Here is a 12,799-nt window from a genome sequence, read left to right as displayed (position 1 = left end):
TTGTGGCAATTCACTAAGCTAAGTTGATATGCCGAATCAACTAAATTAGGTGCTAAGTCTATTCTTGAAGAATAGCTACGGCCCTCGTCCATCCCGCTGACGCGCCCCGAATCTTGAAGGGGAAGCATGAAATAATAAATCCAAAAGGCGGAAGCACTTCTAGATTATGAAGTTTTTCAAGATGGCAATAGCCGATATCTCGGCCTGCCTTATGCCCTTCCCAAATTAATTTTGAGTCGCCTGTTTCAGCATATTTTTCCTTAGTATAAATAAATGGTGCATCCCAACTCCAACCATCGGTTCCTGTCAGGCGCACACCTCTTTCGAGCAGGTACATGGTAGCTTCATAACCCATGCCACACCCACGGGAGACATAGTCGTTATCTCCGTATGCTTTTCCTGCAGAGGTATTAATAATGACAATTTCCAAAGGGCTGATAGTGTGCCCAATTCGCTCAAGTTCATCGGCGACGTCTTGTGCGGTAACAACATAGCCATCAGCGAAGTGTCTAAAATCGAGTTTCACCCCAGGTTGAAAGCACCATTCTAGAGGAACCTCGTCAATCGTGATGGCTCGCTCCCCCTTATTCATTGTTGAAGCAAAATGATATGGCGCATCAAGGTGAGTACCGTTGTGCGTGATCAGTTCAATTTTTTCAATCGACCATGCTTCACCTTCGGGCAACTCGCTCTGAGTTAATCCAGGAAAAAAGCTTAACAAGTCAGGTGCGGAAGTTTGATGGTCGATGTAGTGAATCTTTGGACGATAAATAGGCGGGTCGGAAATTACATCATTTTCCAAAAAAATAGAAATGTCTACGAATTTATTAGGCATGATTTTTCTCATTCTTAGTATGCGGCCACAGGCACAACACAAATAAATCGTGATTACTTAATAGCTTTTGTATTTGGAACTTCACCGTCTAGATACTTCACAACCCAAGAAGGTTCTTCGTTTAAAAAAATTGGCAGGTTGTGAACGAAGTGGGCAAAACCGAAGTTCGGCTCCTCCCAATCGCGAGGGATCCAATTATCATCGACATAATCGGCATCTGCACCATACTCCGCTTCTCCGCCAGCCGGGCATGGAAGGTAGTAGAACAAGCCGGAGTCGATCCGATGCCGACCTAAACCGAAATGCGATTTTTCCCATCCCTTGCGTTGCATATAATTAGCACCGACCATGATTTCATCCACGTCCTCTACGCCGAAGTTGGAGTGGTGGAAACGAACGTTTCCGTCATGGCCAGGAAATGGCAAGCTTGCGTTTAAAAAGAAAATATTGTGATGGTTGTTTGTGCCATCGGCGCGGGCGTAAATTCCATAAGTGCGTTGATAGTCGGAGATTTTGAATCCGAGGCGGTCACGCATGAATGCAAACGATGCATCAAAGTCGACGACTGAAAAAACGACGTGTTGAATAACTTTTGGGCGTGCGCGTAGTCGCCATTTACGATGCTGATTGAGCCTGTTCACCTTGCCCGGGGAGTTCAGAGGATCAGGCGCGGTTACCACAGTTTTTTTCTGGAAAAGACGGAGTCCCATCGCCAGGCCGCAATCTGTCAGGAAATGCGCGGTTCCTTCGGAGTCCACCGTGACATCTCTGTCGGTTTTGAGACCTGCAATTAATTTATCGAGGCTTTTCTGACTATCTACACCCCAGATAACCTCTCGCACGCCCGTACCTACGATCTCGGAGCGCGGAATTAGGGGGTCATCAATATGCCTGATTTGAACATTTGAGCCTTCATCCAAAGTGAAGGTGCTCAGGGTATCGCTTTCATGTACAAGGGGAAGACCAAAGTCTTCAAAAAAGCGGGTAGAGGCAGTGACGTCATCAACGCCATAGACAAGTGTTTCGATACCTACGATAGCCATAATGCTCACCTCGCGTATTTGTTTTTATTAAAAAACAAAATGTAAATTTTTAATGGTCGTGCTCGCGCCAAATTTTAAAGGCGTTAGCGTGAATGGGGAGTTGTGTCTACGTTCTTGATAGGCTACCTTTAATCATTCCACTCGTTAAGTGGATTCGATAAATACAAAGAATTGATACGGTAAATACAAGAGGCTTTGGATGAGATTTAATCGCCTGGATTTAAATCAGCTTGTTGCGCTAGACGCACTGCTCAGTGAAAAAAGTGTTTCGAGAGCAGCTGAGCGTATTTTCCTGAGTCAGTCAGCAATGAGTAACTCGTTAACTCGACTGAGGGAATATTATGAGGACGAGTTACTGATTCCCGCCGGTCGCAAAATGATCATTACTCCCTTGGGGCAGCGTCTGCTTCCAGAAGTTCGGGAGCTTCTGGTGAAAATCTATGCTGTCACCCAGCTTCGGGAAACATTAGATATTTCAAAACTTGACCGAGAGTTCACGCTTATTGTCTCGGACTATGCGTCAGCTGTTTTCATGCCGCTTGTTCTTCGCTTAGCTAGCGTTGAAGCTCCGGGAATAAAAATTCACATTAAGCAATTGGATAATACCTGGCGCGAACAACTGGAGCGGGGCGAAGTTGACGTTGTAATTATTCCAGACTCTTTCAAGCATGATGGCCATCCTTCCGAGCGGCTATTTGAAGATAAGTATTGTTGCGTTGTATGGAAAGATAATCCTGAGCTTCATGGCAAGCTTACATTGGATGACTACCATCGTCTGGGGCATGTGGTTGCTCAGATTAGCGAAGGCAGAACGACGCTTTTTGATCAATGGTTTTTGGAACAATATGGCCAAGTTCGCCGGGTTGAAGTGAAGGCCCCCTACTTTAGTTTGCTACCAGCACTTGTGGTAGGTACCAGTCGCATCGCTACCGTTCATTATCATCTGGCAAAATTATTTGAGAGGACACTGCCTATTGATATCTATGATATCCCTTTCGACGTGCCGAATTTTGTGGAGAATATTCAATATCACAAGCATTTTGGAGCAGATCCCGCAACTTCCTGGTTCAGGAGCCTGCTCCACCAAGTGGCAAAACAATTGATGACTGAGCCTATCTAATTTGCATTTTCTTGTGCGCTGAGAATCCTACCTCAGCGCCAAAACGTTACTTAGTCGCCTCAATATTAAAAGTGTGCGAAGGTTTAAGGCAGTTTGACCCGGCCCTGAACTTTGTCCGTGAACCGATCAAAGATACCTCGGGCGGCCTTTGTGCCAAGGTCTGTATAAATCCTCTTTATTTTTGGCTCATCAACAGTAGGCTGCTGTTCCTCCGCTTTACTATTGTCTGGTAGCAGGAAATGAGCAAGCGCAGGCAGCAGAACCAATGCACCGAGCATGTTCCATAGGAACATAAACGCCAGCAATATACCCATATCAGCTTGGAATTTAATCGGTGAAAACACCCAGAGGAAAACAGCGCAGGATAGTGTCACTCCTGTCAACATCACCACCTTACCCGTGAAAAGCAATGCTTTGAAGTAGGACTGGGATAGCGACATGCCTAGCTTCCGATTGGCTATCAGGACACTCATAACATAAAGCGCATAATCAACACCGATACCCACACCAAGCGCGATAACTGGAAGGGTGGCCACCTTGACCCCCATGTTCAGCCATACCATCAAGGCTTCGCACAATATCGAGGTCAACATCAGCGGCAGAACGGCGCATAGCGTTGCTCGCCAAGAGCGGAACGTGATGAGACAGAGGATAATGACTGCTGCATACACCCAGAAAAGCATTTCCCGGTTGGCTTTTTCGACAACTTGGTTTGTTGCTGCTTCAAAACCAGCACTGCCGGCTGCAAGCAAGAACTTTACATTCTCCGAATCATTCGCTGCTGCGAACCTTTCTACGGCTGTAGTGACGCTGGCTAGGGTATGGGCCTTGTGATCGCTCAGATAAATAAAGACTGAGAGTAGGTTGCAGTCTTGATTGAACAAGTCTCGTGGTGCATTTGTTGCGATGGCGTTCAACATGCCTTGGTTATGGGACAGGTCGTACCATTTTGGGTTGCCTTCGTTCATCCCCACGAGGCTGTTCCGACTTAATCCGGCTAAGGATTTGGTGGACTCAACACCTGGGATTTTTTTGAGTAGCCACTCCAGCGAGTCAACCTTGGACTGGGCGTCATAGAGTGCACAATGGTTGTTCTCGGTCTTTACCATTACGATCATTACATCGCTACTGGCTGCATAATTTTTGGTGATGAATAGGTTGTCTAGGTTGTAGGTAGATTTGGCTCGAAGTTCGGGCGCGCCTGGATCTAAGTCGCCGATCTTGAGATTCAAGCTCGAATAATACCCAAATGCGCCTAAACCGATTGCGCCGATGATAGCGACTGATGCCCACTTGCGGGTGGTAAACAAATCCAAAAACATCCACGTTTTGTTGCGGCTACCTGCTGGTGAGTCATCAGCTTCGTTGATCAAGCTACGGATGGCTGCCTTTTCACTCACACCAACATAGGAGAGCAAGACAGGCAACAAGATCAGGTTGGTAAAGATCAAGATGGCGACGCCCAAGCTGGCAACAATCGCCAAATCTTGAATGATTTCGATCTTGATGATGGACAGCACAGCGAAGCCTACCGCGTCACAGAGAAGGGCAGTCAAGCCGGTCAAGAACAACCTGCGGAACGTAAACCTGGCGGCAATAAGCTTATGGGTACCCCTGCCGATATCTTGCATGATCCCATTCATTTTTTGTGCCGCATGGCTGATGCCGATGGCAAATACAAGAAACGGAACGAGTATGGAGTAGGGGTCTAGTCCCATGCCGAGATATGGCAAGAGGCCCAGCTGCCAGACGATGGCAATCAGCGAGCACGCAAGAACCAGCAGTGTGCTCCTGATGCACTTGGTGTAGAAAAAAAGTACAACACCGGTAATCACAATCGCCAACAGAAAGAAAACCAGGATTTGCTTTAGTCCGGAAATCAGGTCACCCGCGACTTTCGCAAAGCCGATGATGTGGATGTTAACGCCTTGGGCCTTGTATTTATCGCGAATCTGTTCCAGCTGATCAGAGAGCACCTGATAGTTGATTGGCTTACCGGTTTGAGTGTCAATATTCAACAGCGGAACATAGATGATCGAAGAGCGCCCATCTAGGCTGATCAGCTTTCCTGATTCACCTGATCGGTCAACGTTACGGTGAACAGTTTCCAGCGAACCTGGAGTCCCGTCATATTCGTCCGGGATTACCGGCCCACCGTCCAAACCTTCCTCTGTCACGGCCATCCAACGAGTCGAGGGCGTCCATAGTGATTTCATGAAGGGGCGGTCAACCCCAGGAATTAGGAATACGTCGTCATTGATCTGCTTGAGTGTTTCCAGATAGCCGGCATCGTATATGTTGCCTTTCGGGTTTTCTACGGCGATGCGCAGAGCATTGCCTTGGCCCGCAAGTTCATTCTTGTTGCCCAGGTAATTTTTAACGTATGAGTGATCATAGGGGATCATTTTCTCGAAGCTTGCATTTAGCTCCAAGTGTCGCAAGTTGTAGCCTAGAACGACCGTCAGGAGCGAGCAAATCAATATGACAATCATTCTATGATTGAAAAAGGCACGCTCAATCAGCGAGCCGGAATATTTGTCGAACTGGTCGATCCGGGTAATAGGGGATTGATCCAGCGAGATCTTAGAGAGACCCATGGCTCGGCTCCGGAAGAGGATTCGGATTGATGATGACTGTTTGGCTGCCCAGTGCTCCGACGGTAATAATGTTGCCCTTACTGTCAGCGACGAAGTCCGAAAGAGCAGTCTTATCAGTCTGCGATATCGACTGAATTGATGAGCCTTTGAGGCTATATAGCCCACCAGCGAGGTTGCCAAGAACGACGGTGCCGTTCTTATCCAGTTGGCTGGCTATCCAGCTGATATTTGAATCCGTTTCAACCTTTGTCCAAAAGTTTCCTTGATCACTTGAAGTGATCAATAGGCCCTGAAGGCCACCGGCGTACAACGTGCCTTTGTTGTCTGCCGCTACTGTGAAGAAGCTTCCAGCGAACCCCGTTTCCAGCCGAGTAAAATGTTCACCGCCGTCAAGTGACCGCGCCAGAAAGCCTTGCTCACCGGCAAGATAAATGGCGCCGTTGGCTTCTAGAATCGTGTAGAGATGCAGCTCTTGAGGGTTGTCGACATGCGTCATCCACACTGCCCATGTCTCGCCGGCATCGTGAGTGCGCAAAATCATTCCATACGCACCGACCGCGAAGCCCGATGACTCATTGATGAACTTGATTGAGAGTAACGGTTCGCTGGTTCCGCTTTCTTCCAGGCGTTTTGCGTAGGCCTGAAAATGTACGCCTTCATCGCCGATTGCAGCGCGGTCTTGTCCAGATTGCACCGAGGATTGCTTGGCCGCTTCAGTCGTGAGCGCGATCAGTTGCTTGCCGTCGAGTACGGACTTCCAGGACTTGCCACCATCGACTGACTTGAGGATGTTTCCACCATGACCAACGGCAAAGCCCTGGGTGTCGTTTTGGAAAGAGACAGCCGTCAACGTGTCCATTACGCCTGACTGGTGCGCGCTCCAGCTTTTCCCTTCATCATCGGAGAGCAACACGGTACCTCGCTCGCCGACGCTCACGAGGCGCGCCCCGGCTTGAGCTACCGAGGTCAAAAAGAGCGAGGACGTCGGGGCCGCCGCCGGCGAGCTGGTTTCGTCAGCGTACAAAATATTTTGTGCGATTAACCACAAACACATCAGGCTGAACGTGCTTATTATCTTGTTCATTTCTCTTTCCAACAGCTAATGCCGCGTCGCATATCGACGCGGCGTGGATTATCGAACGCCTTCGCTTGCTAGGGAGTCGGGGGTGAAGAATGAACTGGCCCACGGCTTGCGGAATGAAATTTGATCCTGATAGCTATTGATTACGTTGTTCGCAAACCAACCTCCAGTCTGCAAGTCATACACGCCAAAACTGGAGTTCACGACACCTGGCAACTCCGGCGCCACGATGTTGAGTAGGTATTCGGTCTTCCATAGTTGCCCTTTAGCGTCCCAGTTGTCCGCCAACACTGCCTGCCAGGTATCTTCGTCCAAGTAGAAGCGACGCTTGGGCATGACGTGACGTTTGCCGCCCGAAAGATCAGCCTCAACAATCCACACACGATGAAGTTCCCAACGGACGTGATCAGGATTTAAGAAGTGAGCACCAAGAACATCTTCATTCTTTATCGGTTGAAGGTTCTTGTTGTTATTGTAAGGAACGAAGAGTTCTTTCTTGCCAATCAACTTCCACTCATAGCGATCCATGGGGCCTTCGAAGAGGTAGACCTCGTCGTAGTTCATTTGGCCTGACGTTACGAATGACGGGGTATCGTAAGCCGCGTTGGGCAGCTTGCGGGTACGGCGCTGACCCGTCAGGTATTGCCAGGTTGGACGCCCTTGAGCGAGTTGATCCAAAGGGTCAAGCGTCAAAATCGACTGGCCGGCTTGAAGGGGGGGCGCGGTTGGGTTGATTTTGAGCTGACGATAAATGCCGTTGAACGTATCCCGGCCATTTTGCAAGTAATATGGGAACTGGTAGTAGGCATTGTTCGTCGAGGCAAGTGAGTTCTTCCCAGCGGTGGTTCCGTTGTAGGCACTAAATTCGAATGTGTAAGCTTCGCCCTGCCAGCGAAGCATGTGGTTCCACATGGCTTCATTGCCGGTTTTGGGAATTGGGAACGGGATGCCGCCATAGGCGCCCTCTACGGAAAAACCGTCTTTCACCAGCTTCGCGTCAGTCGCATTCTTGTAGGTGTTGTCATACACCCATTGAGGCGCCGCTGCCGTGCGGTGGGTCGGGTAGACGTCAATCCGGTACTCGGGGTACTTCGCAAACATTGCTGTCTGCCCCTCGCTTAGCCGATTGGCGTAGTCTTTGTAATTGGAGGCCGTGATGCTCACTTGTGGCTTCTCACTGGCGAAAGGGTCGCTCCGTTTTCCGCCTGGCTTGTACTTCGGATCAGGGGTCGTGTAACCACCTTTCCATTCCGGGATTGAGCCATCTGAGCTCGCTGCACGCTCGGCACCAAAAGGCGTCAGAGTGGTTTTAAGCTTGGCTGCTTCATCAGACGTGACACCAGCAAATGCGGTGTTGGCCATCGCCACGGCCACACTCAGGGCCAAGAAAGAACGCATGACTTTCATAAGAGATCCTCTGGGGAAGCAGCGCGTCAAAACGCGCGCTGAATAGAGATGGAGACAAAGTCGCGGTCGCGATAAGCGTTAGTAGTGCCGCTGCTGCTTCCGTAGAAGTGGGTGTAGTTGAGCAGCCCATTCCACGAGTTGTCGTAGACTCCGCCCAGCCCGATGCTCATGTCGCCACCGCCGTCTGCGTTGTAGTTGTTGAACGCTGGGTCGATAGGGGATTTGCCGTGCGTATAGCCAGTGCCTATTGGCACGAATAGGTCAAGACCGGGAGCTGCCTGGAAGTAACTTGGCTCGAACACGAAGCGCAAACCGGTTGCACTGTCCGTAAAGTCAGATGAGTCGAATTGTTCTTTGTTCTTTGTGACGGATGTCAATCGGTGCCAAGCCAACTCGCCCACGAAAGTCGCCGATTCCCACAGCGGGGTACGAGGAACCAGGTAGATGGTGGACAATTGGCCATGGACGGTTCGCCCTTCCGCGTGCAGATCACGGCTGTTGTCATCTACACCGACAAACACGGGGCCATTTTTTCGCAGAGGCATGTCAAAGCGCGTCGACAATTCACCGGCGAAGTTTGCGTCCCCTATGCTTGTGCTGAAGCTCGCCCCAAGCATCTTGATGCCTTCCGAGTAAACCTCGGAAAACTCTCCAACCTGGCCGGGCTGCTGTAGAAAGCTCTTGCCTTGATATGCGTAGATCTGGGGCAGGCGATTGTTGAATCGCAACGCATAAAACCCATACTCGACGTCTCCAGGGTGGATGGTCAGCGATACGCCATATTGTCCTGACTTGCTCGCGTCGCGGCTCTTGCCACGGTACAGGGAGATGTTTCCTTGGCTATCGCCGATGAACGGGTTCTGTCCGACAATGATCTTCTCGTTCCCTTCACCAATGATGTCAGCAGTGCTGAAGTAACTACCTGAAGGTGGAAGACGGGTCTTTTCCCAATCCAACTGGTAAAAGGCCGCCATGCTTACGGTGTCAGTGAACTGAAATTGGGTTGAGAGCTGGTTCACTGGCATGAACAGTTCCGCTGCCTTGGTATTCGGAACCGAGAGCGCCTTTACGACATCAATGGGAGCTTGTCCGTAGGCGATCCCGTTTGTTGGGAAAAACAGGCTTTGGCCCCACAGCAGTGTGTGTTTACCCAGTCGAAAGGAGGCTAGATGTCCTGCGATATCGCTTTTGCCGTAGATAAAGGCATCGAGTAATTCGGCTTTCTGGCCGGAGAGATCTCGTGTGTCGCTGCTGAAATGGTCAAATGTGCCGTTGTGGTTTACAGTACCGGGAGAGTTATTGTCATTGCTTTTGTTGTAGACATCGTCATACCACGCAGCACCGCTCAGGCGAAAACCGAAGTCCTGATAACTCATACCTAATTCGGAAAAAAGATCAGCGCGGTTTGAAATCAGCCCCTTGTTAAAGTTTCTGTCGCCATCGTCAGTATTGGCGTCACCAGTCAGACTTCGATCTTGGTCATGAATACGAAATGCACTACTGTATTTGACAGTGTTATCGAAATAGCCTTTGTAGTCGGGATTGTCCAAGCTGAACTGAAATGCATTAACAACAGGAGCGTATAGTGGAACGCACAGAAGAGCGGTGCTGATTTTTGCTGCGCACAACAAAGTTTTAGATCGCCCGTTCATGGAGGGTTTTCCTCTTTTTTATTATTTGGCTAATAAGCAGAGTCCCGCTCGTATTTAGATACGCGCGAGACAATTGTTTTAGGTGTGGTTCAACGGTAATTCGAGGAGGGGGACGAGCGAGAGAGCCAATTTTTTATCGGCGTGAACGAACAAGGTATGCGCTTTCATAGTGTTTTCTCGTGTTTTACCCCAGTGCACCGTGGTGTCGAGGCAGTTTTTGTATTTGTGCCTCGAAGCTACAAGCAAAAGCCTGCATGGGTGAAACGGGTTGCATGAATACTTTCCATTGATGGCGTGAATACATCGTTGGCGTTGGGGAGGAGTCCTGTCGAGGATGTGTAGGACGCCATGTATTCATGGCGTCAATCCTTAGTATTTATAGCTTCCACTTAACAGGGTGCTCGTCCACCATTAGCCTGAAGGGAGACAAATACAAAAACGGCGTAACACGATTGCGCTATTGATTCAGGAGTTACTCCCTATGTCTTCTATCCTTTCGCCCCTACTCATTCTTCTTCATTGCTGGCCGTAGATAACTTTCAGAACTTAGCAACTCTGGAACATTTTTCTATTTCTTAAATGAAGGGATGTGTATGAGCACCATTAGCAATGTGTTGATCGTTGGCGGTGGAATTGGCGGCCTTGCGGCAGCAACCGCTCTCGGGCGCAGTGGCGTTCGAGTCGAAATAGTTGAAGTCAAACAAGAATGGACGGTTGCAGGTGTTGGAATTATCCAGCCTTCGAACGCTTTACGCGCACTGGAGTACATCGGTGTTGCTGAAAAATGCATTCAGGCGGGGCGGCCATTTCCTGGTTGGCAGCTGTTCAATTCGAAAGGGGATTTGTTGGCTGAGGTGCCAACGCCTCAGGCAGAAGGATCCGCTTGCCCACCTAACAATGGAATCACCAGGCCAGCTTTGCACAACATCCTATCTGCCGCAGCGGTCGAGGCAGGTGCATCGATCAGGCTTGGTATGTCGGTCGAAACTATTGTTTCTGCTGAAGACTCGGCCACTGTGACCTTCACCGATGGTACCTCTGCTTCCTACGATCTCGTGATTGGGGCCGATGGAATTTATTCTAAGGTTCGAGGGATGGTTTTCGGCGACGCGAAGCCTGAATTCGTCGGTGAGGCAGTATGGCGGTTCACGACCAAGCGCCCAAAGGAGATGGATTGGGGGGGCATCTATTTTGCCAAGGGCAGTAAAGCCGGCCTTGTCCCCCTAGACGACGATTTAATGTACCTGTTCTTGGTCACTCCCGAACCTGGGAACCCGCGTAAAGCAGACCACGAACTGCACACACTGCTGCGCCAGCATCTCAACGAGTATGAGGGGTTGGTCGGAAGCCTCGCCGACGATCTCATCGATCCTGCACAGGTCGTCTACAAGCCCATTGAGTCGCTGTACTTTGAAGGCCCTTGGCATCGAGGTCGCGTAGTCCTGCTCGGTGATGCCGTCCACGCTGCAAGTCCTCATCTAGGTGCTGGCGCCGCGATGGCCGTTGAGGATGCTGTTCTTTTAAGCGAGCTGATCACGACACAAGCAGAGCTTGAGCACGCGTTGGCCGCGTACAGCGAGCGGCGAAAGCCACGTTGCTTTCTTGTCTCAGATGCCAGCCGTCAGTTGATTGAGTGGGAGCTCCAAGAGTGGGCGGGGCAACACCCATCAGGTAACCCAGGCGAAATTTTTACTCACGCGCTCAACGAGCTAGCGAAGCCTTTTTAAGCCATCTGGACGCCGGTCTTTTCTTCACGACCTGCGCAGTGGGATTTTTAACTCTGAATATAACCAAGTTGATCGCCAGCGATTTTGAAGCGTTGGGGATACCGATTTTAAGAAATGGAGAATAGCGATGCTCACCTACTTCCCAACAAACTACGTTTGGAATCTGGCAACAAACATTTCATTGAACACCGGTGCCCATTACGGCGAGGTTCACAATATCTGCCAGCAACTGGTCGATGCATCCATGCGCGGTGATGACGAAGGTAGCTCCGCGTTTTACAAAGCCTGGTCTGCCCAAGCGGATCTACTCGTTGAACTGGCCCAAGAAGACTTGGACAAGGGTCACAAGCTGAGCGCCGGCACAAAATTTGGCAGGGCGTCCAACTATTACCTTACTGCCGAGCGCATGCTCGCACAGCATTTCCCGGAGCGCGAAGAAGCCTACGCGCGGGGTATCGAATACTTTGCCAAGTACATAGATCTGGCGCAGGAAAACTGCGAGTTGGTGCAGGTTCCCTATGAGGACAGCTATCTGCCGGCCATTTTTGTGAAGGCCCAAGGCATTGCAGGTAGGAAAGCGCCCGTCATGGCGCTCTTCAACGGCCTGGATAGTTTCAAAGAGATGATCTACGGCTCGGGCATCGCTCAGGAACTGGCGCGTCGTGGTATCTCCAGCATCCTCGTGGATCAGCCCGGTGCAGGTGGTGCCATTCGCCTCAACGGCCTCACAGCGATCATTGAAAGTGAGGTATGGGCTGGGGCAGTGGTCGACTATCTGGAGACGCGCTCCGAAGTTGATTCAAACCAGATCGGCGTGGGTGCATGGTCATTGGGGGGATACTACGCTCCTCGCGCAGCCGCTTTCGAGAAGCGCTTCAAACTTTGCTTCGCTTGGGGCGCTAACCATAACTGGGGCGAGGTTCAGCAACAGCGTCTCGCGCGTGAAGGTGCTAACCCGGTTCCTCATTACTGGGAACACGTCCAGTGGGTTTGGGGTGAGGATAGCTTGGAGAGTTTCCTGGAAATGGCGCCTCGCGTGAATCTTAATGGGGTAGTTGAAAAAATCACCGTCCCGTTTCTGATTACTCATGGCATCCATGATCGCCAAATCAACGTTAAGTACGCTCACCAGTGCTACGAACAAGCAGTAAATAGCCCACGACGTGAACTGAAGCTTTTCACTGAGCGTGAAGGCGGCGTACAGCATTGCTCCGCCGACAATATGTTCAACGCACGGGACTACATCGCGGATTGGGTTGCGGATGTATTTGGTACCACCTGCTGAGCCATACCGTAACGCAAAGCAGGCGGTCTGAGTCGGGCTGCCTGATCTAATT

At 50.3% G+C, this 12,799-nt stretch carries 9 protein-coding genes; 3 read left to right on the top strand and 6 right to left on the bottom strand.

Annotation, left to right across the window (positions count from 1 at the left end):
- Positions 1–58: 58 nt before the first annotated feature.
- Positions 59–835 (bottom strand): cyclase family protein, encoded by a 777-nt coding sequence (locus tag ACA041_RS24225; protein ID WP_497438060.1) that lies wholly within the window; start codon positions 833–835, stop codon positions 59–61.
- A gap of 53 nt (positions 836–888) precedes the next feature.
- Positions 889–1,878, bottom strand: coding sequence for a VOC family protein (locus ACA041_RS24220; RefSeq protein ID WP_497438056.1), 990 nt, complete (start codon positions 1,876–1,878; stop codon positions 889–891).
- Positions 1,879–2,077: 199 nt separating this feature from the next.
- On the opposite strand from ACA041_RS24220, the gene ACA041_RS24215 reads away from it, so the two are divergent.
- Positions 2,078–2,998 carry a LysR family transcriptional regulator gene (locus ACA041_RS24215; RefSeq protein ID WP_497438055.1) on the top strand — a complete coding sequence of 307 codons (921 nt, stop codon included), beginning with the start codon at positions 2,078–2,080 and terminating at the stop codon, positions 2,996–2,998.
- Between the two features lie 83 nt (positions 2,999–3,081).
- Here the strand turns inward: ACA041_RS24215 and ACA041_RS24210 are convergent, their stop codons facing one another.
- Genes ACA041_RS24210 through ACA041_RS24195 form a run of 4 tightly spaced genes read right to left on the bottom strand, consistent with a single transcriptional unit; the run spans position 3,082 to position 9,735 of the window.
- On the bottom strand, positions 3,082–5,595 hold the full coding sequence (locus ACA041_RS24210; RefSeq protein ID WP_497438050.1) for an efflux RND transporter permease subunit: 2,514 nt from the start codon (positions 5,593–5,595) through the stop codon (positions 3,082–3,084).
- Positions 5,582–6,679 (bottom strand): WD40/YVTN/BNR-like repeat-containing protein, encoded by a 1,098-nt coding sequence (locus ACA041_RS24205; protein WP_497438048.1) that lies wholly within the window; start codon positions 6,677–6,679, stop codon positions 5,582–5,584. Before ACA041_RS24205 ends, ACA041_RS24210 begins: the two co-directional genes overlap by 14 nt.
- A gap of 48 nt (positions 6,680–6,727) precedes the next feature.
- A complete protein-coding gene (locus ACA041_RS24200; RefSeq protein ID WP_497438047.1) occupies positions 6,728–8,083 on the bottom strand; it encodes a DUF1329 domain-containing protein in 1,356 nt (451 codons plus the stop codon).
- 26 nt (positions 8,084–8,109) lie between these two features.
- Entirely contained in the window at positions 8,110–9,735 is a 1,626-nt protein-coding gene (locus ACA041_RS24195) for a DUF1302 domain-containing protein (protein WP_497438046.1), read from the bottom strand.
- 593 nt (positions 9,736–10,328) lie between these two features.
- Here ACA041_RS24195 and ACA041_RS24190 point away from each other — a divergent pair.
- Together ACA041_RS24190 and ACA041_RS24185 are read left to right on the top strand one after the other, a co-directional pair.
- Positions 10,329–11,462, top strand: a complete 1,134-nt coding sequence (locus ACA041_RS24190; protein ID WP_497438045.1) for an FAD-dependent monooxygenase — start codon at positions 10,329–10,331, stop codon at positions 11,460–11,462.
- A 127-nt stretch (positions 11,463–11,589) separates the two neighbouring features.
- On the top strand, positions 11,590–12,747 hold the full coding sequence (locus ACA041_RS24185; protein WP_497438044.1) for an alpha/beta hydrolase family protein: 1,158 nt from the start codon (positions 11,590–11,592) through the stop codon (positions 12,745–12,747).
- The last annotated feature ends 52 nt before the right edge of the window (positions 12,748–12,799 follow it).

Source organism: Pseudomonas sp. LBUM1676 (genome assembly GCF_059695605.1).
The sequence above is the reverse complement of the archived record's forward strand: the minus strand, read 5'-3'. Positions and strand labels throughout refer to the sequence as shown.

What these genes read in the sequence shown, in the direction of transcription:
- ACA041_RS24225 (WP_497438060.1), bottom strand. Translation starts at nt 835, where the DNA reads ATGCCTAATAAATTCGTAGACATTTCTATTTTTTTGGAAAATGATGTA.
- ACA041_RS24220 (WP_497438056.1), bottom strand. Translation starts at nt 1,878, where the DNA reads ATGGCTATCGTAGGTATCGAAACACTTGTCTATGGCGTTGATGACGTC.
- ACA041_RS24215 (WP_497438055.1), top strand. Translation starts at nt 2,078, where the DNA reads ATGAGATTTAATCGCCTGGATTTAAATCAGCTTGTTGCGCTAGACGCA.
- ACA041_RS24210 (WP_497438050.1), bottom strand. Translation starts at nt 5,595, where the DNA reads ATGGGTCTCTCTAAGATCTCGCTGGATCAATCCCCTATTACCCGGATC.
- ACA041_RS24205 (WP_497438048.1), bottom strand. Translation starts at nt 6,679, where the DNA reads ATGAACAAGATAATAAGCACGTTCAGCCTGATGTGTTTGTGGTTAATC.
- ACA041_RS24200 (WP_497438047.1), bottom strand. Translation starts at nt 8,083, where the DNA reads ATGAAAGTCATGCGTTCTTTCTTGGCCCTGAGTGTGGCCGTGGCGATG.
- ACA041_RS24195 (WP_497438046.1), bottom strand. Translation starts at nt 9,735, where the DNA reads ATGAACGGGCGATCTAAAACTTTGTTGTGCGCAGCAAAAATCAGCACC.
- ACA041_RS24190 (WP_497438045.1), top strand. Translation starts at nt 10,329, where the DNA reads ATGAGCACCATTAGCAATGTGTTGATCGTTGGCGGTGGAATTGGCGGC.
- ACA041_RS24185 (WP_497438044.1), top strand. Translation starts at nt 11,590, where the DNA reads ATGCTCACCTACTTCCCAACAAACTACGTTTGGAATCTGGCAACAAAC.